The organism is Mesorhizobium sp. B2-6-4 (genome assembly GCF_006441495.1).
Classification (GTDB): domain Bacteria; phylum Pseudomonadota; class Alphaproteobacteria; order Rhizobiales; family Rhizobiaceae; genus Mesorhizobium.
On sequence record NZ_VFUE01000001.1, the window covers coordinates 478802 to 502921 of the forward strand.

A 24120-nucleotide genomic window follows, 5' to 3' on the forward strand; every position below is an offset into this window, starting at 1 on the left:
CTACTCCACGCCGAAGGTCGATTTGGCATCGACATCCCAGAAGCTTGAAAAATCCCTGGTGAAGCGCGGCGAAAGCTTGATGGCGCTGGCATACATCTTCTTCACCTCGGGCGCGAAATCGGCCGCCTTCACCCGCTCGCGCTCCTTGGCCATCCACTCCGAGACCGGCCTGGCCCGAGCGAGCCGGCGCGACCGCATCTCGGCGCGGTGGCGCTTGGTGGCTTCGAGATTGCCGACGGGATAGCCGTCCTCGTCCTCGTCAAGCACGATCCCGAAGACATTCTCGGCAGCTTCCCTGGTGAGATAGCCGTTCTCGACGTCCGATGCCGTCTTGAGCGGGTCGCGCTCCAGCACGTCGCCATAGCCGCCACCGCCATTGTAGGAATGGGTGAACACGTCGCCGGTTTTGTGGGGCGCGGTGATATAGGGCCCTTCCATCGTCACGTGCTGGCCTTCGAGCCGGACCTCGAGTTCGGAACGATAAGGATTGGTGCCGGTATGGTGCGCCAGCGGCGCGCCCTTTTGTGCGAGCTCGAAGATGTTGCTGTCGCGCACCGCACGGTGTTTTTGGCAGGTCGGCGCCGGATACCCGCCGCAGAGCCCGCCATTGTCGAAGACGCGCGAGGAGTGTTCCGAGGTGACCAGCCGGAGATGGTCGGTCTTGCTGACCAGCCAGGTCGACAGGAAGGCGCAGCCGCCGCGATATTTGCCGGCGCCGCCGGAATTGGCAACGATCGAGCGGCCGATATAGACCATCGGCATGTTCTGTTCCCAGATCTCGATGTTGCCCATGTCGGATTCAGGGTTCCAGCCGACATAGGCGGTGTCCAGCCCATCCTTGATGGCAAGCGCGCCGGAACCGGCGGCCGCGCATTCGAAATGCGCCATGCCGAACAGCGTGCCGTACTGGCTGGTTCCCCCCATCTCGATCATCGGGCTGTTGACCTGGCCGACGAAGGCCTCCTCGACGAAGCCGCGGGCGATGAATGATCTCGACAGGAGCCGCTGGAAGACGCCATAGGCCGGCAGGAGCAGCGCCCAGGACGTGGCCGTCGCCACCATCTCATTGTCGGGATTGGTCCAGGTGCCATGCGGCAGCTTCAGCTCCGTCGCCATCCAGGCGCCGTCATTGACCAGGCCTTCGAAATTCATGTGCTGGGTCAGCGTCACGAACATGCCGCCATCCATGCCGGCCGGCGTGCAGTTCATGGAATGGTAGCCCCAGGGCTGCGTGCCCTCGAAATCCATGATGATCTTGCCGCCCGTGGTGATCTCCATTTCGATCGGAATGTTGTAGAGCCAGTCGGGGTCGCCGAGCGGCTGGTAGCCCGGCTTGCCCTTGGTGACGTGACCGTAAAAAGTATGCCCCCGATAGATGCCGGGAACGGTCAGTTGTCGCGTGCGGGCGAGTTGCGCGCGGCGGCCCTCCTCGATGAATTCCTTGGACACCTTCATCCAGGAGTCGAGGCCGATCTCGTCGATCAGCGCCTTGACGCTTTCGCGCATGTCGATGCAGGAGGCGACCTTGGCCTTCTCGTCCAGCACCCAGTAGATGGGCATGCGCAGATTGCGCTCGCAGCGGATGACGTAGTCGCGCCGCAACTCGTCGTTCTGGCCGACTTTTTCGGCACAGACGAACAGGCCTTCGGTGAAGCGCTCCTGGGCCAGCGCCACGTCGCCGCCCGGCGTGATGCCGCCGGCCTCCAGCTCATGGCAGACGGCGCCGGCCCAGCCGACGAGCTTGCCCGAGTGGAAGATCGGCACCACGTCCATCACGTCGGGCACCTGCACCGTGCCGATGAAGGCGTCGTTGTTGGCGAAGATGTCGCCGTCGACGATGCGGGGATTTTCCTCGTAGCCTTGTCTGATCATCCATTTGATAAAACGGCTCATCGTGTGCACATGCACCATGATGCCGTTGGAGAGCGCGATCGCGTCGCCCTCGGGCGTGTAGATGGCGACGACCATCTCGCCGACCTCGCGCACGCCGGGCGAAGCCGAGATGCGACGCGCCATCTCGCGCGCCGAGACGCAGTAGGCGCGCAGCTTGGTGTGCAGCGTCTCGAATTTCAGCGGATCCTGGTTGCGCAGTTCGAGATCGGTAATGCCGTCATAGCAGCCGGTCTCGTCCATGAGCCGTTCGGATTCGATCAGCCGCTCGCGGAGGCGCAGGGCGGAGGCGGGTTTGTCCAGCATGGCGTTCGCCCTCTCAAGCGTGGGAGTAGTGGAGCAGCGTCCATTCGTCGACGAAGACACGGTCCCGCGGATGGACGACGAGGGTGGTGGCGGGGTGTTCGATGATGGCCGGGCCGGTCACCTCATGCCCCGGCAGCAGAAGATCCATCTCGTAGAGATCGGCCTTGTGCCAGCGGCCGCCAATATAGGCCTCGCGCACGCCCTTGTGCGCGGATGCGGGGCTTGAGGGGCCGAGCGGCCGCTTGAGCAGCACGGGCTTGACCTTGTCGGCGGTGGCGATGAGACCGAGTTCGGTGATCGAGAAGCCGGCTTCACCATAACGCGAGACGCGATGGTTGACCTTGGCGTAGACCGCTTCGAACTCGTCGATGACCTTGCGCATGTCGTCGGCCGAATTGATGGCCGATAGGGGCGCCATCACCTCGACGTCCTCGAGCTGGCCGGTATAGCGCATCATCAGGAACGGCACCGTCCTGATCTTGTCCAGCGCATGACCGTCGGCCACCATCTCGTCGACCGCGGCCCTGGTGAGATCGTCCCAGACCGCGGTCACTCTGGCACCGAAGGCCAGCAGTTCGGCCTCGCTTGCGCGCGCGCCGATGTCGATCTGCGTGGATACCGAATGCCGGCGCATGAAATCCGCCGTGGTGCAGCCGAAGGCGGAGAAGGCGGCCGCGAACTGGAAGGTGATGATATCCTTGAAGCCGATGCCCCTGGAGCAGCCGGCCAGATGCAACGGCCCCGAGCCGCCATAGGAAAGCAATGTGAACTCCGAAGGATGGATGCCCTGGCCGGAGATGACGCGGCGCAGCGCGTTGTTGGCGTCCGCTTCCAGCATGTCGATCATGCCTTCGGCGGCTTCATCCACGCCGACGCCGAGCAGACGGGAGCACTTTTCCTCGAAGGCCTTGCGCGCCTTCTCGACCTGCAGCACGACCTTGCCGCCGAGGAAATAATGCGGGTTCAGCCGGCCGAGGATGGCGTCGCAATCGGCGATGGTCGGCTCGGTGCCGCCCCTGGCGAAGCAGATCGGGCCGGGATTGGCACCGGCGCTTTCGGGCCCGAGCGAGACTTTCTTCGTCAGCGGATCGACCTTGAGGATCATGCCGGCGCCGGCGCCGATCGTGTCGAGATGCAGCGTCGGCACATTGAGCTTGAACCGGTCCATCAGGGGCTCGTTCTCGATCCGGGTCTGGCCGCGCGTGATGACGCCCATGTCGAAGGAGGTGCCGCCCATGTCCGAGCAGATCAGCGAGTCATTGCCGATCAGCTTGCCGACATAGGCCGCGCCCAGAATGCCGCCGATCGGGCCGGAGATCATGGTTTCGTGCAGGCGCGGGTGGTTGATCGAGGTGAGACCGCCGAAGGAGAGCAGCGTCTGGACGCCATATCTGAAGCCGTATTTCTTCGAGACGTCCTCGATCCCCTTGAGCTGCTTGCGGCCGCGCGAGGTGGCGTAGGCCTCGATCAGCACCGAGTTCAGCCGCGACTGCTCGCGGATGACCGGGCGCACCTCATGGCTGCTGTAGACGAGGATGTCGGCTCCGGCGGCGGCGATCTCCTCGCGGCAGATCTCAGCGATGCGCTTCTCATGCACCGGATTGACATGCGAGAAGATCGTCATGATGCAGACCGCCTCGACCTTGTCGGCGATCAGCTTTTTCGCCGCGGCACGGACCTCATGCTCATAGAGCGGCAGGATGATGTCGCCGAACTGATCGATGCGCTCGGTGACGCCGTGAGTGCGGCGGCGCGGCACCAGCGGATCGGGATGATGATGTGTCACAGCGTGCAGCCGGTCGGCATAGGAATAGTCAGCCCAGGCCTGCAGGCCGCGACCCATCAGGATCATGTCCTCAAGGCCCTTGGTGGTGATCAGGCCGAGTTTCCTGCCGGTGCGCGACAGCAGCGTGTTGAGCATGCCGGTGCCGGAATAGAGCACCACATTGACGCCCGAAAACAGGGCCTCGAGCGAGATGCCCCAGGCGTCCGCCGCGTCCTCGGCCGAGGCGAGGAACCCCTCGGCCTCGTTCTTCGGCGTCGTTGCCGACTTGCCGATCTTGAAGCGGCCGTCCTGATCGACAAGGATGGTGTCGGTCATGGTGCCGCCGGCGTCGATGCCTATGACGATGGGATTGGTAGAGATATGGTCCACGGGTCGCCTTCCCTTGCCGAGCATGACCACAGGCTAGATTCGCGGGGCCGGATCGCGCCATATGCCTAAAGGCACAATGACGGGCGGGAGCTCGTCGCCGGAAAAGAGGCATGCGCATGGGCAACATCTGGGCGCCGCTCGCCATGGCGATCGCCGCCACCGGCACCGACAGGCATGTCGACTGCCTGATCGACCTGATCGGCGCCGACATCGCGCATGACCTGGTGACGGTGACGCGCTATTCGGCGACGCAGACGCCGCAATTCGTCAAGCACCGGCGCTTCTCCGACGAGATGGTGCGGCGCTACCTTGATAATTACTACGTGTTCGACCCCTTCTACGCTTCCTGGCGGCGCGAGCGCCGGCTGGGCATCATGCCGCTCAAGCGGCTGGCCGACGACGAGGCCAAACGCGGCCAGTACATAGCCGGCTTCCTCGCGCAATCGGAGATCTGCGATGAAGTCGGCATCATGCTGGCCGATGGCGGCGACTGGTGCCTCGGCATTTTCCTCGATCGTTCGACCACGGCGTTCAAGGACAACGAGATCGCCCTGCTGGCTGAGCGGCTGCCGGTGTTCGAGGCGCTGCACGCGCTCGACATCAAGACGCGCGGAAGCGATTTCTCGCGCAGCTCGGCGCCGTCCAGCCCCGGCGCCTCGCCGCGCCAGCAGCCCACAATCCCGGCGAGCCTGTGGCCGGAACTGTCGCTCAGGGAAAGGGAGCTCGTGCAATTGATCCTGGCCGGCCATCCGACCGCCAACATTGCCGAGCGGCTCGGCATCACCGTCGGCACCGTCAAGAACCATCGCCGGCGCATCTATGAGAAACTCGACATCACCACCGAGCGGGAATTGTTCCTGCAGTTCTTCCTGTACCGCTCGGACAAATAGGCCTGGCGCTGGTGCAAGCGCTGGACAGGCAGATCGAGGGGAGCCCGGCATAACGCGCCTCAGGGATTGGCCCAGACGATCGAGGTGCATGCCGGCTTGAACTTGGCCGGCGGCGACCTCACAGTCACCCCCGAACATGGTTTCGCCGAGCGGAGCCGATTTGCGCCAGGACAGGGGAAAATGAGATGCCGACGATTCTCGCGGAACGGTTTGCCGGACGCTCGGCGGTGATTACGGGCGGCGCATCCGGCATCGGCCTCGCCGTCGCACAGAGGCTGATCCAAGAGGGCGGGCGCGTTTCGGTTTGGGACCGCGATCGCGCCCAGATCGAAGCGGCCAGGGCTTCGATCCCGACGCTGCATGGCCAGACCGTCGATGTCGCCGACCCGGCGGCGGTGGATCGGGCGGCGTGGTCGACGATCGAGGCGCTTGGTGGGGTCGACATCCTGATCACCAGCGCCGCCATCACCGGTCCCAACATGACCGCCTGGGACTATCCGGTGGAGGACTGGCGTCTGGTCATCGACATCAACATCAACGGTGTCTTCTACTGCAACAAGGCGCTCGTCCCGCACATGCTGGAGCGCAATTACGGCCGCATCGTCAACATCGCCTCGATCGCCGGCAAGGAAGGCAATCCCAACGCTTCCGCCTACAGCACATCCAAGGCCGCGGTGATCGGCCTGACCAAATCGCTCGGCAAGGAACTGGCCAAGACCGGCATAACCGTGAACTGCGTCACGCCGGCGGCGGTGCGCACGGCGATCTTCAAGCAGATGAGCCAGGAGCACATCGATTTCATGCTCTCCAAGATACCGATGGCGCGCTTTGGCGAGGTCGACGAGGTGGCGGCGCTGATTTGCTGGATCGCCTCGGAGGAATGTTCGTTCACGACGGCTGCCGTCTTCGACGTCTCCGGCGGCCGCGCCACCTACTGATGTGGTGCGGCGCTTTCCGGCTGGCGGCAAGCAACTACAATTGCGCGTGAGGAAGCAACCAACGGAGCTGGACAAGCGTACAATGGCCGAAGCCGGAACCCGGCAACGGCAACAATGAGGGCGAAGACATGACCAAGCGTGACAGATCGGCCCGCGCGCGATTCCTGCACCTTTCTCCGGCAATCGCGACGACCAGACCGGAGCTTGCCGCATTTGCTTAAAGTCGAGCCTGCCATCCTGTCGGACGACGACCTTCTGGATCGTTTCCAGCGCGCGGCCTTCGGCTATTTTCTGGAAAACGTGAACCCCGAAAACGGGCTGGTCGCCGACACGTCGCGGCCGAATTCACCGGCCAGCATCGCGGTCGTAGGCTTTGCGCTCTCCTGCTATCCGATCGGGGTCGAGCGCGGCTGGATGGCGCGGGAAGCGGCGGTGAAGCTGACGCTCGCCGCGCTGCGTTTCTTCTGGACCAGCACGCAAGGCAGTGGCGCTGATGTCACCGGCCACAAGGGTTTTTACTATCATTTCCTCGACATTCGCACCGGACTTCGGGTGTGGCGCTGCGAACTGTCGATGGTGGATACGGCATTGCTGATGGCCGGCATTCTCGTGGCGGGCGCCTATTTCCGGGGCGACAATGACGAGGAAGCCGAAATCCGCCGGCTGGCCGAGGCGCTCTACCGGCGCGTCGACTGGCGATGGGCGCAAGGCAGCAGTCCGACGTTGCGACAGGGCTGGAAACCGAAGAGCGGCTTTCTCCACTATGGCTGGGAAGGCTACAATGAGGCGACGATCCTCTATGTCCTGTCGATGGCCTCACCCGACAGCCCGACGTCCGACGACAGCTACGCGGGCTGGACGGCGACCTATCAGTGGGAAAACATCTACGGCTACGACGTGCTTTATGGCGGTCCGTTGTTCATGCACCAGTTCTCTCATGCCTGGATCGATTTCGCCGGCATCCGCGATGCTTTCATGCGCGAGAAGAATTCGGACTATTTCGAAAACAGCCGCCGCTCGACCTACCTCCACCGCGACTATGCTCGGCACAATCCCCATGGCTATGACGGCTACGGAGAGAACCTCTGGGGGCTTTCGGCCGGGGACGGACCGGGCGGCTTTCGCAGCAGCATACAACGGCGGCGGCGCCGGTTTTCCGGCTACGTCGCGCGCGGTGCGCCCTTCGGGCCGGACGACGGCACGATCGCGCCGTGGTCCTATCCGGCGTCGCTGCCTTTTGCGCCTGATATCTGCATGGCGGCGCTGCGCCATCTCGCGGATCGCTACCCCCAGGTGATCGACAATTTCCGGCTGCCGAGCGGCTTCAACCCGACGCTGGCCAACCGGCGAAAATTTGGCCGCGACGGCTGGGTGTCGGAAGGCCATTTCGGCCTCGACCAAGGCATCGTGGTGATGATGATCGAGAACCACCGCTCGCGCCTGGTGTGGGAGCTGATGCGTTCCAACCAGTACATCCGCCGCGGCCTGAACAAGGCGGGGTTCACAGGCGGATGGCTGTCGCAGCCGGCAAGCCCGGATGGCCGCGATGTCGCTTGAAGGGACGAAAGCTGCCGGTTTTCCGGCCGACCACAATGATGTCGAGCTGGTCAGGGGCGCCCATCCGCCGCATTGGCGAAACCCGCCGCCCACCGGACCATACAATCTCGTCGTCGTCGGCGCCGGGCCTGCCGGCTTGACTGCCGCGACCGAAGCGGCAAGCCTCGGCGCGAAAGTGGCGCTGATCGAACGCGGGTTGATCGGCGGCACGTGCATCAACACCGGCTGCATCCCGTCCAAGTCGATCATCCGTACATCCAGGCTCTATGCCGACATGCGCGATGCCGAGAATTTCGGAGCCGATGCGCCGGACCATCTTCGCGTCGATTTCCAGCGCGCGATGACCAGGATGCGGCGCATCCGGCAACGGATCAGCCATGCCGACAGCGCTGAGGCGCTTGCTGCGCTGGGCATCGACGTTCATTTCGGCGAAGCCCGGTTCGAGGGAAGCGATTGCGTGACCGTCGCGGGAACCACGCTGCGCTTCCGCAAGGCGCTGATTGCGACAGGCGCGAGGCCGGAGTTTCCATCCATTCCCGGCCTGGTCGAGGCCGGCTATCTCAGCAACGAGACGATGTTCGACCTTGTCGACTGCCCGAAGCGGCTGCTGGTCATCGGCGGCGGGCCGCTTGGCTGCGAGACAGCGCAGGCCTTCTGCCTGCTCGGCGCGAAGGTCATCCTGGCGCAGAGCGATCCGATGTTCCTGCCTGGCGAGGAACGCGACGCCGCGCAGATCCTTTCGGAAGCGCTGGCGCGCGAGGGGGTCGAGGTCCGACTGAACACCGAAGTGGTGGCGGTGCGCAGGGACGGCGACAAGAAGCTCGCCGACCTGGTGCGGGACAGCGACATGATGACGATTTCCGTCGACGAGATCATCACCGGCATAGGCCGCTCGCCCAATGTCGACGGTCTTGGCCTCGACGAGGCGGGGGTTGCCCACGATGCCAAAGGCATCAAGGTGGACGATTATCTCAGGACCTCAAACCCGCGCATCTATGCGGCGGGCGATGTCTGCCTCGACTACAAATTCACGCATACCGCTGAAGCAACAGCCCGCATGGTCGTGCAGAACGCCCTGTTTCTCGGGCGCAAGAGGCTGAGCGAATTGGTGGTTCCGTGGTGCACCTACACCGATCCGGAAATCGCCCATGTCGGCCTCTATCCGGTGGAGGCGCGCCGCGACGGCATTCCGGTCAAGACCTATACGGTGCTGATGCACGATGTCGCCCGCGCGGTGATGGACGGCGAGGAAGAGGGTTTCGTCAAAATCCATGTCAGGGAAGGATCAGACCGCATCCTCGGTGCGACCGTGGTCGCCGCCCATGCCGGCGAGATGATCAACGGGGTGTCGCTCGCCATCAGGTCGGGCATGGGATTGCACGCGCTGGCCGACGTCATCCATCCCTTCCCGACACAGGCGCAAGGCATCAAAATGGCCGGCGACGCTTACCGGCGAACGCGGTTCACCCCTTTGTGGAGGCATCTGGCGGCACGCTGGCTGGCGTGGTCCAGGCGATGACACTTGTGTCCCGTCGGCGTTGGCGCGGGCTTCAGCCGTGCAGGTCCCGCGAAATCGGCGGACCGACCGAAAAGCCGGTGAAGGTGACCTCGAAGCCTTCGCGCTGCGGCGAACAGCACATCATGCCGACATCGACCGCCTTCGAGACCGGGAAGTAGGCGAGCCGCACCGGCTTCCAATGACCGTCGGAGACATCCAGGTACTGGACGCGGATGGTCTCGGCATGGCGGGTCAACCGGATCGCGACGCCATCCGGACCGGCCGGAATGGTGGCCAACGACCAGTCCGAGGCATCGTTGGTGACGACAACCGAGAAGTACACCACGCCGTCGGTATATTCGATGCCGGCCTTGATCCAATGCGTTTCGCTGAGGCGGAGCATCAGCCCCGCCTGGTCGTAGAGCACCTCATAGCGTCCGTTGACGGTGACTTCCGCGGTGAAATCGCCCTCTACGCGCTTGTAGAGGAAATGGCCGTTGTCGCGCCAGAAACCGTAAAAGGTCTCGCGCCAGAAGTCCGTCTCCTTGCCGGTGCGCACATGAACCGCATCGCCGTCGATGGAATGATGCGGCGGCGGATTGAGCCAGGCCAGATCCTTGTCTTGAACTGTCATCGCCTTGTCTCTTGGTGCACGCGAAGGCTTCGCCGGCCCGGTCAGCCGGCGCCCCGATCAGCCTGCAAACGTGTAGGCGGTCTTCACGGTGGTGTAGAATTCCATGGCGTATCGGCCCTGTTCGCGCGGACCGTAGCTCGAGCCCTTGCGGCCACCGAAGGGAACATGGAAATCGACACCCGCCGTCGGCAGGTTGACCATCACCATGCCGGCCTCCGAATTGCGCTTGAAATGCGTGGCGTGCTTGAGGCTGGACGTGCAGATGCCGGACGTCAGCCCGAATGGCGTATCGTTGGCGACGGCGAGCGCCTCGTCGTAGTCCTTGACGCGGATGACGCTGGCAACAGGCCCGAAAATCTCCTCGCGCGAGCTGCGCATGGCGTTGGTGGCATCGGTCAGCAGCGCCGGCCGCAGGAAGAAGCCCGGCGTCTTGCGGTCGAGCCGCTCGCCGCCGAAGGCGAGCGTGGCGCCTTCCCTGACGCCGATGGCGATATAGTCTTCGTCCTGCTTGAGCTGCGTCGCATCGACAACGGGACCGATCTGGGTCTGCGCGTCGAGCGCATCTCCGACGACCAGTTTGTCCATCCGTTCCTTGAGCGCTTCGACGAAACGGTCATGAATGCCGTTCGTCACGATCAGCCGGGACGAAGCCGTGCAGCGCTGGCCGGTCGAGAAGAAAGCGCCGTTGATCGCGCAATCGACAGCCGTAGCGAGGTCGGCATCATCGAGCACCACCAGCGGGTTCTTGCCGCCCATTTCGAGCTGGAACTTGCGCATGTGCTCGACACTCGCCGCGGCGACGCGCTTGCCGGTGCCAACCGAGCCGGTGAAGGTGATGGCGTTGATGTCCGGGCTGTCAAGCATCGCCTGGCCGACCACCGAGCCCTTGCCCATGACGAGGTTGAGCACGCCCTTGGGCAGGCCGGCACGGTGCAGTATGTCGACGATGGTCCAGGCGCTCTCGGGAACGAGATCCGCCGGCTTGAAGACGATGGTGTTGCCGTGGGCAAGCGCCGGAGCGATCTTCCAGGCGGGAATGGCGATCGGGAAGTTCCACGGGGTGATGATGCCAACCACACCGACCGCTTCGCGCGTGATCTCGACACCGACGCCCGGCCGCACGCTAGGCACGACTTCGCCCGAGAGGCGCAGTGTCTCACCGGCGAAGAAATCGAAGATCTGGGCGGCTCGAATGGTCTCGCCAATGCCTTCGGCCAGCGTCTTGCCTTCCTCGCGCGCAAGGTTGCGGCCGATCTCGTCCTTGCGCGCCAGGATCTCGTCCGACGTCTTCTTCAGCACCGCGTGACGGACCAGCAGACCCGAGCGCGACCAGGCGGGAAAGGCCGCCTTGGCCGCGGCGATCGCCTGTGCCGCCTGTTCGACACCTGCGGAAGCGTATTCGCCGACGATGTCGCCGGTATCGGACGGGTTGATGTTGCGGGAGCCGGCATCGCCGACCCACTCGCCGTCGATGAGGTTCTGTCGAAGCGGTGCCATGTCGTGTCTTTCCTGCTGGTTCGCCGCGCGGCGGCATCTGTGTGATTTGTATTTGCCAGACAATTGCGCTGCGGGAAAGCATGCTTTGCGCGGACGGCCGCGACAAAGTCTCTCGGTTCGCGGCCCCGCGCGACCTGCTGCCCGCGTCGCATCGTCCTTGGCCCAACAGGTTCGGCGACACATCGTTCCAATCACCGCGAAACGGGTCTGTACATATATGTCCATAGTCTTGATTTGCCCGGGGCGGCGTGTCATGCGTCGTGCCGATGGAAGCCACCGACACGACAACCCAGCGCGCCGGCGCCACCGGCAACATCAAGGTCACCCGGGAAGACTGGCTCAAGCTCGCGCTTGAAACGTTGATTTCGGACGGCGTCGAAAGCGTCCGTGTGCAGACGCTCGGCCAGAAGCTCGATGTGTCGCGTTCCAGTTTCTATTGGTACTTCAAGAGCCGCCAGGACCTGCTCGACCAATTGCTGGATTATTGGCGGCAGACCAATACAAGGTTCATCGTCGAACGCGCCGCGCGGCCTTCCGCGACCGTCATCCGCGGGGTGATGAGCATCTTCGAGTGCTGGGTGGACGAGAAGCTGTTCGATCCGCAGCTGGATTTCGCGATCAGGGCGTGGGCCCGGCGATCGCCCGCCATCAGGCGGGCTCTCGACGAGGCCGACGAGGAGCGCGTCGACGCCATTCGCGACATGTTCAGGCGCCACGGCTATGACGAGGAAGACGCCTTCGTGCGCGCCCGCGTGCTCTATTTCATGCAGATCGGCTACTACTCGCTCGAGCTCGACGAACCGATGAGCAGCCGCCTGCCGCACGTCGCGTCTTATCTGCGCAGCTTCACCGGCCAGGAGCCCACGGCGCAGGATGTCGAGGATTTTTCGCGCTATGTCGAGGAAACGCTTTCGCGCAGCCGTTAGCAACAGCCGCCGCTTTCACACCGCGGCAAGAATTAGACATACATGTACAATGGCGTTACGCCTCAGTCATTGAACCAACCTCTTCAAGCACGCCATGACCAGACGCTATTCCGCTTTGTCGCTCTTGAGGGAAGGCCTCGCCGGCCAGACCGGCTGGGAGCCGGCCTGGCGCTCGCCCGAGCCGAAGCCGTCCTACGACGCGATCGTCATCGGCGGCGGCGGTCACGGGCTGGCGACGGCCTATTACCTGGCAAAGAATCACGGCATCGCCAGAGTAGCGGTTTTGGAAAAGGGCTGGATCGGCGGCGGCAATACCGGCCGCAACACGACCGTGGTGCGCTCCAACTATTACTATCCGCAGAGCGTCGAGCTCTATGGGCTGGCGCACCGGCTCTATGAGGGACTGTCGAAGGACCTCAACTACAACGTCATGCTGTCGCAGCGCGGCATGGTCAGCCTGTGCCACTCGACCGCCGAAATGGAGATCGGGGCACGCACAGTCAATGCCATGCAGATCAACGGCATCGATGCGGAGCTGTTTTCGCCCCAGGATGTGCGCCGGGTGGCGCCGATCTACAATTTCACGGCCAATGCGCGCTTTCCCGTGTTCGGCGGCATCTGGCAAAGCCGGGCCGGCACCGCGCGCCACGACGCGGTCGCCTGGGGTTATGCACGGGCCGCGAGCCGACTCGGCGTCGACATCATCCAGAACTGCGAAATCACCGACTTCATCGTCGAGGGCGGCCGCTGCCGCGGCGTCCAGACGACGCGCGGCGCCATCCGCGCGGACCGCATCGGCATGGCCGTGGCAGGACATTCCTCGGTGCTGGCGGCCAAGGCCGGCTTCCGCCTGCCGATCAATTCCTATGCGCTGCAGGCCTGCGTAACCGAACCGGTCAAGCCGATCCTCGACACGGTGGTACTGTCGCCCGGCACGGGCGTCTATGTCAGCCAGTCCGACAAGGGCGAGATCGTCATCGGCGGCGGGCTCGACCGCACTCCCTCCTATGCCCAGCGCGGTAACCTGCCGACGCTGGAGGGGGTGATCGCGGGGCTGTTGGAAATGTTCCCGATCTTCGGCCAGCTGAAGCTGATGCGGCAATGGGCCGGGATCGTCGACGTCGTGCCGGACTCCTCGCCGATCATCGGTCAATCGCCACTGCCCAATCTGTTCCTCAATTGCGGCTGGGGCACGGGCGGCTTCAAGGCGATCCCCGCCGGCGGCACGCTTCTGGCGAACCTTTTGGCAACGGGCAGGCACAACGACATCAGCCGCCCCTTCGATCTCGACCGCTTTGTCAGCGGGCGGCTGATCGACGAAGCGGCCGGTTCCGGCATCGCGCATTGATGCATGTCGCGCAAAAGCGCCGAGCGGCCTTAGGGCGACGACATGCATAAAGACGAAGACTGAGGTTTGCCATGCAGCTTTTCCCTTGCCCGTTCTGCGGCCCGCGCGACGAGACCGAATTCCACTATGGCGGCGATGCCGGCAATGTCAGGCCTGATGGCGCCGAGGTGCCGATCGAGCATTGGGCCAACTATCTCTATCTGCGCTCCAACCCAAAAGGCGCGGCGCGCGAGATATGGGTGCATATGAACTGCGGCGAATTCTTCGTCATGGAGCGGGACACGGTTACGCACAAGGTGCTGTCTTCGGTTGCCCTGGGCGGGGAGCACGCGGCGTGACCGCCTCGCGCCTTAGCACGGGTGGCAGCGCCATCGACCGCTCGCGCCCGATCCGCTTCAGCTTCGACGGCGCCACCGTGCAGGGATTCGCCGGCGACACCATCGCCTCCGCGCTGCTGGCCGCCGATGTCGCGGTCGTCGGCCGCAGCTTCAAATACCACCGGCCGCGCGGCATCTGGGGCGCGGGCGTCGAAGAGCCGAACGCGCTGGTGGATATCAGCGGCCCGCAGACGACGCCGAACACACGTGCGACGACCGAGCCGGCGCGCGACGGGCTGGTCGCCAAAAGCGTCAACGCGACACCCAATGCGCTGGCCGACCGCAACGCCTTCCTCGACCGCTTTTCCCGCTTCATTCCGGCCGCCTTCTACTACAAGACCTTCATGTGGCCGGACTGGCACAGGTTCGAGCCGCGCATTCGCGCCATGGCGGGACTGGGTCAGGTCGACAAGGACTGGACGTCGCCCGGCCCGGCCGACCAGATCAACCACCATTGCGACGTGCTGGTGATCGGCGCCGGACCGGCCGGGCTGGCAGCGGCAAGGCTGGCGGCCGGCGCGGGCCGCTCCGTCATGCTGGTCGACGACCAGCAAAAGCCCGGCGGGTCGCTCGGGCACCGCGCCGGCGAGGTCGACGGCAAGCCGGCGGCCGTGTGGGTCGAGGAGACGGTTGCGGGGCTTTGCGCCGGCGGTCACCTGGTCCTGCCTTCGACCACCGCATTCGGTATCTACGACCATAATCTGGTCGGGCTTAACCAGCGTCATTTCGACGGCCGGCCGGACACGCTGTGGCGGGTCAGGCCGCGCCGGATCGTGCTGGCGACGGGCGCCATCGAGCGGCCCCTGCCATTCGCCAACAATGACCTGCCGGGCATTCTCTCGGCGGACGCGGCGCTCAGCTATCTCAGGCGCCATGCGGTGCTGGCCGGCCGCCATATCATCGTCGCCGCAAACAATGACAGCGCCTATGAAGTGGCGGAGGCGGCCGCCGAGGCCGGCGCCGACGTCACGCTTGTCGACATCAGGCGCGACGGTATGCCCGCCGCGCCCGCCAAGGTGCGGATGCTCAAGGGCCGCGCGCTCACCGCCGCGGCCGGCAAGCTGCGCGTCGAGGGTGTGATGCTGGACGACGGCACCAAGCTCGATGCCGATTGCGTGCTGGTGTCGGGCGGCTGGACACCGACCATCCATCTCTTCGGCCAGGCCAAGGGCAAGCTCGCCTGGAGCGAGGCGCGCGCGGCCTTCCTGCCGGGCGACCCGGTCGAGGCCATAGCGGTGGCCGGAGCTGCCGCCGGCGCGGTTTCGTTGTCGGAGGTATTCGCCGGTTCGCAGAAAGCCGTCGCGTCGCTCGGCCCGACGAAGGCAGCAGTGTCGCGCAGCAGCGGAACGGAGGCGACCAGCGGGATAGTAGCGGCATGGCCAACGCCGGGTTCGAAGGGACGCATCTGGATCGATTACCAGAACGACGTGACGGTGAAGGACATAGAGCTGGCGGCGCGCGAAAATTTCGTCTCGGTCGAACATCTGAAGCGCTACACGACGCTCGGCATGGCGACCGACCAGGGCAAGACCTCCAACCTGCCGGGCCTGGCGCTGATGGCCGGGATCACCGGCCGCACGGTGCCGGAAGTCGGCACCACGACCTATCGTCCGCCGTTCACGCCGGTTCCGCTGGCGAGCTTCGCCGGCGCGCGCGGCGGCGAACTGATGGCGCCGGTGCGGCGGCTGCCGCTGGAGAGCGTGCATCGTGCCAGCGGCGCCGTGTTCCAGGAGTATGGCGGCTGGCTGCGCCCGGCCCACTACGGCGGCGGCGGCGATACGGATCGCTCGATCCAGGACGAGGCGCGCCGCGCCCGCCAGTCCGTCGCATTGTTCGATGGCTCGACGCTGGGCAAGATCGAGGTGATCGGACCCAAGGCGGCCGCGTTCATCGATTTCGTCTATTACAACACGATGTCGACGCTGAAGCCGGGCCGCTGCCGCTACGGCTTCATGTTGTCCGAGAATGGCGTGGTCTTCGATGACGGCGTGCTGGTGCGGCTAGACGAGCATCGCTTCGTCGTGTCGTGCTCGTCCTCGCACGTGGCCGCCGTGCATGCGCGGCTGGAGGAGTGGCGCCAGGACCGGTTCGGGCGCGGCGCGGTCTACATCCACAACGCCACCGCGGAAATGGCGACCCTGACCGTTTCGGGACCGAACGCCCGGAAACTGCTCGAGACGGTTGATCTCGGCCTTTCGCTCGAGGATGGCGAGCTGCCGCACATGGCGGTCGGCCAGGGCAGCTATGACGGCGACGAGGTGCGCATCACCCGCGTCAGCTTCACCGGCGACAGAAGCTACGAGATCTCCATCCGGGCCGATCGCGCCGAGCCTTTGTGGGCGCGCCTGCGCGACGCCGGGCAAGCGTTCGATGCGGTTGTCATCGGCCTCGAGGCGCTGATGATCCTGCGCGCCGAGAAAGGCTTCATCGTGATCGGCAAGGACACCGACGGCACCACGCTGCCGCACGACCTCGGCGTCGAGGGCCCGCGGGCAAAGCGCCAGACCGGATTCGTCGGCCGCCGCTCGCTGTTCACCGAAGAGGCTTCGCGCGGCGACCGCATGCAGCTGGTCGGGCTGGCGGTCCCGTCCGGCGAAGCGCCGCTGCCAACTGGCGCGCATGGCATCAAGCGTAGCGGCGGCAAGCTGCGCAGCCAGGGCTTTGTCACATCGAGCTACCGGAGCCCTACGCTTGGCCGGCCGGTTGCGCTCGGCCTGATCGAGCGCGGTGCGGCCCGCCACGGCGAAACGATCGAAATCCAACATCTCGGCAAGGCGATGACGGCGACGATCGCCGCTCCTTGCGCCTTCGACCCGGCAGGAGACCGGCTCAATGCGTGATCTCGCCCAAAAATGGCCGGTAGCGCCGGACTGGCAGTCGGCAACCATCGGTGCACCGGGTCTCGAGGCGCGCACGATCCCGGGCCTTCACCAATTGCTGGTCAGCGGCGATCTCGACGCCTGGGCGCGGATATCCGGCATGGATGGCAACGGCGTGGGCGCCTTTGGCAGCGCGCAAGGTGAGCGCTATGCGGCGCGTCTGGCGCGCGACCGCCTGCTCGTCGTGTCGAGCACACCGCTCGCCATCGCCGCGGGTTGGCACGCGGAAGGTTTCGCGGTGACGGCGATCAGCGCTGGACTTCATGTGTTCGAGGTCAAAGGCTCGGCGATCGACGCTTTCATCGCGCGCGGATCAACGCTTGACCCAAACAAGGAAAGCGCCAGTGCCGCACTTTCCTTCGCCGGCGTCAGCGCCATCGTCTACCGCCACCGGGACAGACTGCGCATCCATATCGATCGCGGCCTGGCATCCTATCTCTGGACGTGGATCGAAACGGCTCTCAGAGCGTGAACGACCAGAACAGGCAGGCCAGCGTGGCCGCCGCGAAGACAACGAAAAACAGACTGCGCAAGAGCACGTTGCGGCGAAGCTCGTTCATGACGAAGTGGCAACCGACGATAGCCGCCGCAAACAGGAACCGCCAGTTCAGCAGCGCCCATAGGGCGTCGCGCTGGCCGAATGCCCATCTGGCGACGAGACAGCCTACGATGGAGGCAAGGAGCACGATCACGGTCCAGAAGATGGCATCGGCTGCATGGGTGAGCACGATGCTGGCGGCTCTGATCGGCAGGATCATCATCAGCAGCGCGCTGAAGAAATAGACGGCGGCGAGTGGTATGAACATCCCGGCATCGGCAATGCCGTCGAGGCGCCTGACGCCGATCGCACCGTAGGGGTAGCCGTGCCTGGCCACCACCAGGTTCAAGGCCATGAGCAGCGCTGTCAGCACCGCGACCAGGGCGAAGGACGTGAGGGCTTTGCTCATGACGGTCCCGTTCAAAGCGAATCAAACAGGAACCGTTTTAGTCAATGGCCGCATATTGCGTAAGCACCGGCGCGCCCGACGGCAGCGAAATCGGCAGGCAGCCCAGCATCAGTGGAGCGGGCGGCCAGAACGAAACCGCCGCGTCGACCGCCTGACCGGCGCGCTTCAGGCTGCGGCGGGCAGCGATGTCCAACAATTCCGAAGCTGAATCCGGTTTCTACAACCCCGAAATTTGGAAAAGTGACTGTTTGGTGGAGCCAATCGGAATCGAACCGACGACCTCTTGAATGCCATTCAAGCGCTCTCCCAACTGAGCTATGGCCCCACTTCCGGCAGTCAACCGGCGCCGTTTCCGGCGAAGAGATCCGGCGCGGGTTGGAGACCGCGCCGTTAGTGCAGGCGGCTTCTAACCCCGCCCTTCGTCAATATCAAGCCTTCATCAGCGGCTTTTTCTTCACAAGCTGCGAAAGCCGGCAAACGCTTGCGTTCCCGGCCTTGTCAGACCTCGTCGTCGTCGTCGCCGACGCCGATCATGTCGGCGACATCGTCGTCCTCTTCCTCTTCGTCGGCGAGGAACGTATCGTCCTCGTCGTCGCCCAGGTCGACATCATCCTCGTCGTCGCCGAGATCGGGCAGATCGTCGCCCTTGACGTCTTCGTCAGCCTCTTCGAGCGAGACGACTTCAACGCCCTCCTCGTCCTCGGCGTCCACTTCCTTCTCGGCCACTTCCTCTTCCTCCTCGAGGGCGGCGATCTTGCCTTCCTCGAAATAGGAACGCGGATAGGTCTTGCCGGTATAGGGCGAGACGATCGGGTCCTTGTTCAGGTCGTAGAATTTTCGACCCGTTTCAGGGTCGATACGCTTTGTGCCAAGTTCGGTTTTTGCCACGGCAAGCCTCGTCGATAAAAGAGTGGTCCCCTTAACCACTGTTTGCAGCGCTGTCAAAGCCAAAAGCCGGCGTCACAAAACCATGCGTTGAAAGGCCTAGCATCAAGTGACGACCATGGGGGATGACCATTTCGGCCCACCGTGATACGAGACCGCCGCAACAAATGAAAAGCGCCGGCCCGCCGGCATTCCGTCCAGGGAAATTCCATGTCTCACGCCGCCGCTTCCAAGCCGGCCACCGCCCGCAAATGTCAAGCGCTTTCCGGTACGGCGCGCGTGCCGGGCGACAAGTCGATCTCGCACCGCTCCTTCATGTTCGGCGGGCTCGCCTCCGGCGAGACCCGCATCACCGGCCTGCTCGAAGGCGAGGACGTGATGCGCACCGGCGCCGCCATGAAGGCGATGGGCGCACATATCGAGAAGCGCGGCGACGAATGGGTGATCCGCGGCACCGGCAACGGCGCGCTGCTGCAGCCGGAAGGGCCGCTCGACTTCGGCAACGCCGGTACCGGCTCGCGGCTGACCATGGGGCTGGTCGGCACATATGACATGGAAACGACCTTCATCGGCGATGCTTCCTTGTCAGGCCGGCCGATGGGCCGCGTGCTGGAGCCGCTGCGCCAGATGGGCGTGCAGGTGCTGAAGGCAACGCCCGGCGACCGCATGCCGATCACGCTGCATGGACCAAAGCATGCCGCCCCGATCACCTATCGCGTGCCGATGGCCTCCGCGCAGGTGAAATCGGCGGTGCTTCTCGCCGGCCTCAACACGCCGGGCATCACCACCGTCATCGAGCCTGTCATGACGCGCGACCACACCGAAAAGATGCTGAAAGGCTTTGGCGCCAATTTGTCGGTCGAGACCGACGAGCGCGGCGTGCGCCATATCTTCATCGAGGGCCAGGGCAAGCTCACCGGCCAGACGATCGCCGTGCCGGGCGACCCATCCTCGGCCGGCTTCCCGCTGGTGGCCGCGCTGATCGTGCCGGGTTCCGACATCGTGATCGAAAACGTGCTGATGAACCCGACCCGCACCGGGCTGCTTTTGACTTTGCAGGAGATGGGCGGCCAGATCGAGATCTTGAACCCGCGCAATGCCGGCGGTGAGGATGTCGCGGACCTGCGCGTGCGTTATTCCGAGCTGAAGGGGGTCACCGTGCCGGCCGAGCGGGCGCCGTCGATGATCGACGAATATCCGGTGCTGGCCGTTGCCGCCAGCTTCGCCGAGGGCGAGACGCTGATGCAGGGGCTGGAGGAACTCAGGGTAAAGGAATCCGACCGGCTGTCGGCGGTCGCCAATGGACTGAAGCTCAACGGCGTCGACTGCACAGAGGGTGAGGCATCGCTCGCGGTGCGCGGAAAGCCCGGCGGCAAGGGGCTCGGCGGCCATCCCAGTGGCCCGGACACGACCGTGCAGACGCATCTCGACCACCGCATCGCCATGAGCTTCCTGGTGATGGGGCTGGCGACCGAGAAGCCGGTGACCATCGACGACGCCAACATGATCGCGACAAGTTTCCCGGAGTTCATGAGCCTGATGACGGGGCTTGGGGCGGAGATCGGGTGAGAGTTGATGGGTTGGGGCCAAACTGAAATGCCGGCAGGACAGCGCCCCCCTCTGTCCTGCCGGACATCTCCCCCACGAGGGGGGAGATCAGCCGTCACAGCGGCCTTCGCAAATCGCCCGCGTTGCAGAAGTGAGCGAGGCGTCGGAACTGCCAATCTCCCCCCTTGTGGGGGAGATGTCCGGCAGGACAGAGGGGGGCGCGACGGATCGCAAGCTCTCTCCGGACCGCTACGCTGTTCGGTTTCAGGTATGCTGGCCTGCCAATGACACACGTCTTCACCATCGCCATCGACGGTCCGGCCGGAGCCGGCAAGGGCACCCTCGCCCGGCGTCTGGCCGATCACTACCGACTGAACCTGCTCGACACCGGCCTCACCTACCGTGCCGTCGCCCATGCCTTGCTGCGGCTTGGCTTGCCGCTCGACAATGTCTCGGCGGCAGAGACGGCCGCGCGCCAAGTCGACCTGGCGAAGCTCGACCGGGCCGTCTTGTCGGCGCATGCGGTTGGCGAAGCGGCTTCGAAGGTCGCGGTGTTTCCGACCGTGCGGCGCATCCTGGTGGAGAAACAGCGCGAGTTTGCCAAATCCCCTCCGGGTGCCGTGCTCGACGGTCGCGACATCGGCACCGTGGTGTGCCCCGATGCCGACATCAAACTCTATGTGACCGCGAGCGCCGAGGTGCGGGCAAGGCGCCGGCTGGCGGAGATCGAGAGCATCGGCGGCACGGCTGATTTCACCGAAATCCTCGCCGATATCCGGCGCCGCGACGAGCGTGACATGGGCCGCGCCGACTCGCCCTTGAAGCCTGCCCCCGACGCGCACTTGCTTGATACCAGCGAAATGGCTATAGAAGCCGCGTTTCTCGCGGCCAGAACTGTCATCGACGACGTGCTGTCCAAGGGAAACAAGGCCTGATCCGGGTTTCCCTTGTGCTTCCGTTGCTGGAGGCGAAGGAAATACCCATATCGGGCACGAACCAGCCTGCCAGCATTCTTCATGCGCCGGACTTGCCGCCTTAAGCGGCCAAGGGCTCTTTGCCCGGAACGCCGGCAGGCCAACGCAACGCTAACCCACGGCGCACGCTCCGCTAAAAAGATGCGGGGCATTCCAGGAGAAACAATGTCTGTAGCAAATCCCTCTCGCGATGATTTCGCGAGCATGCTCGAAGAATCATTCACCGCCGGCCATTCCGGCGAGGGCCAGGTTGTCCGGGGCACGATCACCGCGATCGAAAAGGACATGGCCATCATCGACGTCGGCCTCAAGGTCGAAGGCCGCGTGCCGCTGAAGGAATTCGGCGCCAAGGGCAAGGAATCCACCCTCAAGGTCGGCGACACGGTCGAAGTCTATGTCGAGCGCATCGAGAACGCGCTTGGCGAAGCCATGCTGTCGCGCGAGAAGGCTCGCCGCGAAGAGAGCTGGGTGCGTCTCGAAGAGAAGTTCACCAAGGGTGAGCGCGTCGAAGGCGTCATCTTCAACCAGGTCAAGGGCGGCTTCACCGTCGACCTCGACGGCGCCGTGGCGTTCCTGCCGCGCAGCCAGGTCGACATCCGCCCGATCCGCGACGTCTCGCCGCTGATGCACAACCCGCAGCCTTTCGAGATCCTCAAGATGGATCGCCGCCGCGGCAATATCGTGGTGTCGCGCCGCACCGTGCTCGAGGAGAGCCGCGCCGAACAGCGTTCGGAAATCGTGCAGAACCTCGAAGAGGGACAGGTTGTCGAAGGCGTGGTCAAGAACATCACCGACTACGGTGCGTTCGTCGACCTCGGCGGCATCGACGGCCTGCTGCATGTCACCGACATGGCATGGCGCCGCGTCAACCATCCGACCGAGATCCTCAACATCGGCCAGACGGTCAAGGTGCAGATCATCCGCATCAACCAGGAAACGCACCGTATCTCGCTCGGCATGAAGCAGCTCGAGAGCGATCCTTGGTCGGAGATCGGCACCAAGTTCCCGATCGGCAAGAAGATCAAGGGCACCGTCACCAACATCACCGACTACGGCGCGTTCGTCGAGCTGGAGCCGGGCATCGAAGGCCTCATCCACGTTTCGGAAATGTCGTGGACCAAGAAGAACGTGCATCCCGGCAAGATCCTGTCGACGACGCAGGAAGTCGATGTCGTGGTGCTCGAAGTCGATCCGGCCAAGCGCCGCATCTCGCTCGGTCTCAAGCAGACGCTGGAGAACCCGTGGGAGGCTTTCGCTCGCAGCCATCCGGTCGGCAGCCAGGTCGAGGGCGAGGTCAAGAACAAGACCGAGTTCGGCCTGTTCATCGGCCTGGAAGGCGACGTGGACGGCATGGTGCACCTTTCCGACCTCGACTGGACCCGTCCGGGCGAGCAGGTGATCGAGGAGTACAATCGCGGCGACATGGTCAAGGCGCAGGTGCTCGACGTCGACATCGAGAAGGAGCGCATCTCGCTCGGCATCAAGCAGCTGGCCCGCGACACGGTTGGCGAAGCGGCGACTTCAGGCGAGCTGCGCAAGAACGCCGTCGTCACCTGTGAGGTCATCGGCGTCAAGGATGGCGGTCTGGAAGTGCGGCTGGTGGAAAGCGGCATCGAGACCTTCATCAAGCGCTCCGACCTTTCCCGTGACCGCGACGAGCAGCGCCCCGAGCGCTTCACCGTCGGCCAGAAGGTCGACGCCCGCGTCATCGCCTTCGACAAGAAGACCCGCAAGCTGCAGGTCTCGATCAAGGCGCTGGAAATCGCCGAGGAGAAGGAAGCGGTCGCCCAGTACGGCTCGACCGACTCCGGCGCCTCGCTGGGCGACATCCTGGGCGCCGCGCTGAAGAAGCAGGGCAGCTAATCGCCCTTTCGCACAGGCCCGAAACAAAACCCCGCCGGAGCGATCCGGCGGGGTTTTTCTTTGTCGGAAACTCGGACGCAGCCCGAGGATCGTCGAAGTCAACTATGCGCGTTACGCGCGACCGTAGAGCGGCACCAGCGTGCCGCTCATCGCCTGGTTGGCGGGCGAGGCAAGGTAGGCGATGGCCTCGGCCGCCGCTTCAAGGCTGACCCATTTGCTGAAATCGGCATCCGGCATGTCGGCACGGTTGGCCGGCGTGTCGAGCGTCGAGGGGGCCACCGCATTGACCAGGATGCCCTGGTGCTTCAGCTCTTCCGCCATCGCCACCGTCATCGCCGCGACCGCTGCTTTGGAGGCGGCATAGGCGACCATGCCCGAGCCGCGGCGCGGATCGAGCCCGGCGCGTGCCGTGACATTGACGACGCGGCCGGCGGTGCCCGCCGCCAGCATCGAGCGCACCGCCGCACGGCTGCACAGGAACGCGGTGCGGGCATTGGTATCCATCATCTCGGCAAAGGAGGCGGATTCGATCTTCTCCACAGGCGCCTTGGCAAAGCCGCCGGCCAGATGGATCGATCCCCACAGGGCGGGAACCTGGGCATAGAAGGCTTCGACCTTGGCGGAGTCCGACAGGTCGACATTGTGTGCCAGCCTGACGTTCTCGTCGGTGGTGAAAGGGAAATGCGAAGGTGCCGCGGCATGGGCGTTCGGCACATGGCAGACCGCGCCCTCGCCCAGCAGCTTGCCGACGACCGCGCCGCCGAGCGCACCGGTCCCACCGGTCACAACGATGTGCCTGCCCTGAAGTGTTTCCGTCATCCTGGACCGCTCCTGTCTTTTTTTGATTATGTCGCTTGTTTCGCCGCGCCGACGCGAAGCGTCGCGCCTTTCGTGCGATCACTCAATTGATATCTCGACATGGCAGCCGTCGCGTCTTTGCATGTGTCGGGCAGCGGCGATTGTTGCCGCGCAAAAGCCAAGCCGGCGAATGACCACGATGCAAGTAGG

At 64.5% G+C, this 24120-nt stretch carries 20 protein-coding genes and 1 tRNA gene; 12 read left to right on the forward strand and 9 right to left on the reverse strand.

The window, feature by feature from the left end:
• Nucleotides 1-2196, reverse strand: coding sequence for a hydantoinase B/oxoprolinase family protein (locus FJ426_RS02215; RefSeq protein ID WP_140559761.1), 2196 nt, complete (start codon nt 2194-2196; stop codon nt 1-3).
• Nucleotides 2197-2209: 13 nt separating this feature from the next.
• A complete protein-coding gene (locus tag FJ426_RS02220) occupies nt 2210-4351 on the reverse strand; it encodes a hydantoinase/oxoprolinase family protein (protein WP_281405478.1) in 2142 nt (713 codons plus the stop codon).
• Nucleotides 4352-4461: 110 nt separating this feature from the next.
• Here FJ426_RS02220 and FJ426_RS02225 point away from each other — a divergent pair, with 110 nt between their 5' ends.
• The 4 genes from FJ426_RS02225 to FJ426_RS02240 all read left to right on the forward strand — a co-directional run bounded on the left by FJ426_RS02225 (nt 4462) and on the right by FJ426_RS02240 (nt 9255).
• Nucleotides 4462-5241 carry a helix-turn-helix transcriptional regulator gene (locus FJ426_RS02225; RefSeq protein ID WP_140497217.1) on the forward strand — a complete coding sequence of 260 codons (780 nt, stop codon included), beginning with the start codon at nt 4462-4464 and terminating at the stop codon, nt 5239-5241.
• Between the two features lie 185 nt (nt 5242-5426).
• A complete protein-coding gene (locus FJ426_RS02230) occupies nt 5427-6179 on the forward strand; it encodes an SDR family NAD(P)-dependent oxidoreductase (protein ID WP_140559763.1) in 753 nt (250 codons plus the stop codon).
• 213 nt (nt 6180-6392) lie between these two features.
• Nucleotides 6393-7736, forward strand: a complete 1344-nt coding sequence (locus FJ426_RS02235; RefSeq protein ID WP_140559764.1) for a glucoamylase family protein — start codon at nt 6393-6395, stop codon at nt 7734-7736.
• Complete coding sequence (locus tag FJ426_RS02240) at nt 7726-9255, forward strand: mercuric reductase (protein WP_140512895.1); 1530 nt, start codon at nt 7726-7728, stop codon at nt 9253-9255. Before FJ426_RS02235 ends, FJ426_RS02240 begins: the two co-directional genes overlap by 11 nt.
• Before the next feature lie 31 nt (nt 9256-9286).
• Here the strand turns inward: FJ426_RS02240 and FJ426_RS02245 are convergent, their stop codons facing one another.
• Nucleotides 9287-9868, reverse strand: coding sequence for a DUF1349 domain-containing protein (locus tag FJ426_RS02245; protein WP_140559765.1), 582 nt, complete (start codon nt 9866-9868; stop codon nt 9287-9289).
• A gap of 57 nt (nt 9869-9925) precedes the next feature.
• Nucleotides 9926-11365 carry an aldehyde dehydrogenase family protein gene (locus FJ426_RS02250; protein ID WP_140512893.1) on the reverse strand — a complete coding sequence of 480 codons (1440 nt, stop codon included), beginning with the start codon at nt 11363-11365 and terminating at the stop codon, nt 9926-9928.
• Between the two features lie 266 nt (nt 11366-11631).
• On the opposite strand from FJ426_RS02250, the gene FJ426_RS02255 reads away from it, so the two are divergent.
• The 5 genes from FJ426_RS02255 to FJ426_RS02275 all read left to right on the forward strand — a co-directional run bounded on the left by FJ426_RS02255 (nt 11632) and on the right by FJ426_RS02275 (nt 17367).
• Entirely contained in the window at nt 11632-12291 is a 660-nt protein-coding gene (locus FJ426_RS02255; RefSeq protein ID WP_181165292.1) for a TetR/AcrR family transcriptional regulator, read from the forward strand.
• A gap of 94 nt (nt 12292-12385) precedes the next feature.
• Nucleotides 12386-13639 carry a sarcosine oxidase subunit beta family protein gene (locus FJ426_RS02260; protein WP_140559766.1) on the forward strand — a complete coding sequence of 418 codons (1254 nt, stop codon included), beginning with the start codon at nt 12386-12388 and terminating at the stop codon, nt 13637-13639.
• Nucleotides 13640-13710: 71 nt separating this feature from the next.
• Nucleotides 13711-13977: a sarcosine oxidase subunit delta gene (locus FJ426_RS02265; protein ID WP_140559767.1), complete on the forward strand. Its 267-nt coding sequence runs from the start codon at nt 13711-13713 to the stop codon at nt 13975-13977.
• Nucleotides 13974-16856, forward strand: coding sequence for a sarcosine oxidase subunit alpha family protein (locus FJ426_RS02270; RefSeq protein WP_140559768.1), 2883 nt, complete (start codon nt 13974-13976; stop codon nt 16854-16856). Before FJ426_RS02265 ends, FJ426_RS02270 begins: the two co-directional genes overlap by 4 nt.
• On the forward strand, nt 16849-17367 hold the full coding sequence (locus FJ426_RS02275; protein WP_140512887.1) for a hypothetical protein: 519 nt from the start codon (nt 16849-16851) through the stop codon (nt 17365-17367). The genes FJ426_RS02270 and FJ426_RS02275 overlap by 8 nt, the downstream gene beginning before the upstream one ends.
• Here the strand turns inward: FJ426_RS02275 and FJ426_RS02280 are convergent.
• The 4 genes from FJ426_RS02280 to FJ426_RS02290 form a co-directional block, all read right to left on the reverse strand.
• Nucleotides 17357-17842 carry a hypothetical protein gene (locus tag FJ426_RS02280; protein ID WP_140559769.1) on the reverse strand — a complete coding sequence of 162 codons (486 nt, stop codon included), beginning with the start codon at nt 17840-17842 and terminating at the stop codon, nt 17357-17359. The genes FJ426_RS02275 and FJ426_RS02280 overlap by 11 nt on opposite strands.
• Before the next feature lie 37 nt (nt 17843-17879).
• The gene (locus FJ426_RS31220; RefSeq protein ID WP_181165293.1) at nt 17880-18035 is read right to left on the reverse strand and encodes a hypothetical protein; all 156 of its coding nucleotides are present in this window, start codon (nt 18033-18035) and stop codon (nt 17880-17882) included.
• A gap of 56 nt (nt 18036-18091) precedes the next feature.
• Nucleotides 18092-18167: transfer RNA gene (locus FJ426_RS02285), tRNA-Ala, on the reverse strand.
• Nucleotides 18168-18340: 173 nt separating this feature from the next.
• Entirely contained in the window at nt 18341-18730 is a 390-nt protein-coding gene (locus FJ426_RS02290) for a TIGR02300 family protein (RefSeq protein ID WP_140497238.1), read from the reverse strand.
• A 207-nt stretch (nt 18731-18937) separates the two neighbouring features.
• Between FJ426_RS02290 and aroA the strand changes: the two genes are divergently transcribed.
• The 3 genes from aroA (at nt 18938) to rpsA (ending at nt 23112) form a co-directional block, all read left to right on the forward strand.
• Nucleotides 18938-20296, forward strand: a complete 1359-nt coding sequence (aroA, locus tag FJ426_RS02295; protein WP_140559770.1) for a 3-phosphoshikimate 1-carboxyvinyltransferase — start codon at nt 18938-18940, stop codon at nt 20294-20296.
• Nucleotides 20297-20559: 263 nt separating this feature from the next.
• Nucleotides 20560-21210 carry a (d)CMP kinase gene (gene cmk, locus FJ426_RS02305; RefSeq protein ID WP_140512881.1) on the forward strand — a complete coding sequence of 217 codons (651 nt, stop codon included), beginning with the start codon at nt 20560-20562 and terminating at the stop codon, nt 21208-21210.
• Nucleotides 21211-21414: 204 nt separating this feature from the next.
• Nucleotides 21415-23112, forward strand: coding sequence for a 30S ribosomal protein S1 (gene rpsA / locus FJ426_RS02310; RefSeq protein ID WP_140497246.1), 1698 nt, complete (start codon nt 21415-21417; stop codon nt 23110-23112).
• Nucleotides 23113-23223: 111 nt separating this feature from the next.
• On the opposite strand, the gene FJ426_RS02315 is transcribed toward rpsA, so the two are convergent.
• Nucleotides 23224-23931, reverse strand: a complete 708-nt coding sequence (locus tag FJ426_RS02315; protein WP_140559771.1) for an SDR family NAD(P)-dependent oxidoreductase — start codon at nt 23929-23931, stop codon at nt 23224-23226.
• Nucleotides 23932-24120 lie beyond the last annotated feature (189 nt).

Excerpts from the sequence above, each read along its gene's own strand:
- aroA (WP_140559770.1), top strand. The coding sequence starts at position 18,938 with ATGTCTCACGCCGCCGCTTCCAAGCCGGCCACCGCCCGCAAATGTCAA.
- FJ426_RS02215 (WP_140559761.1), bottom strand. The coding sequence starts at position 2,196 with ATGCTGGACAAACCCGCCTCCGCCCTGCGCCTCCGCGAGCGGCTGATC.
- FJ426_RS02240 (WP_140512895.1), top strand. The coding sequence starts at position 7,726 with ATGTCGCTTGAAGGGACGAAAGCTGCCGGTTTTCCGGCCGACCACAAT.
- FJ426_RS02250 (WP_140512893.1), bottom strand. The coding sequence starts at position 11,365 with ATGGCACCGCTTCGACAGAACCTCATCGACGGCGAGTGGGTCGGCGAT.
- FJ426_RS02315 (WP_140559771.1), bottom strand. The coding sequence starts at position 23,931 with ATGACGGAAACACTTCAGGGCAGGCACATCGTTGTGACCGGTGGGACC.
- cmk (WP_140512881.1), top strand. The coding sequence starts at position 20,560 with ATGACACACGTCTTCACCATCGCCATCGACGGTCCGGCCGGAGCCGGC.
- FJ426_RS02280 (WP_140559769.1), bottom strand. The coding sequence starts at position 17,842 with ATGAGCAAAGCCCTCACGTCCTTCGCCCTGGTCGCGGTGCTGACAGCG.
- FJ426_RS02265 (WP_140559767.1), top strand. The coding sequence starts at position 13,711 with ATGCAGCTTTTCCCTTGCCCGTTCTGCGGCCCGCGCGACGAGACCGAA.
- rpsA (WP_140497246.1), top strand. The coding sequence starts at position 21,415 with ATGTCTGTAGCAAATCCCTCTCGCGATGATTTCGCGAGCATGCTCGAA.
- FJ426_RS02275 (WP_140512887.1), top strand. The coding sequence starts at position 16,849 with ATGCGTGATCTCGCCCAAAAATGGCCGGTAGCGCCGGACTGGCAGTCG.
- FJ426_RS02245 (WP_140559765.1), bottom strand. The coding sequence starts at position 9,868 with ATGACAGTTCAAGACAAGGATCTGGCCTGGCTCAATCCGCCGCCGCAT.
- FJ426_RS02225 (WP_140497217.1), top strand. The coding sequence starts at position 4,462 with ATGCGCATGGGCAACATCTGGGCGCCGCTCGCCATGGCGATCGCCGCC.
- FJ426_RS02230 (WP_140559763.1), top strand. The coding sequence starts at position 5,427 with ATGCCGACGATTCTCGCGGAACGGTTTGCCGGACGCTCGGCGGTGATT.
- FJ426_RS02255 (WP_181165292.1), top strand. The coding sequence starts at position 11,632 with ATGGAAGCCACCGACACGACAACCCAGCGCGCCGGCGCCACCGGCAAC.
- FJ426_RS02260 (WP_140559766.1), top strand. The coding sequence starts at position 12,386 with ATGACCAGACGCTATTCCGCTTTGTCGCTCTTGAGGGAAGGCCTCGCC.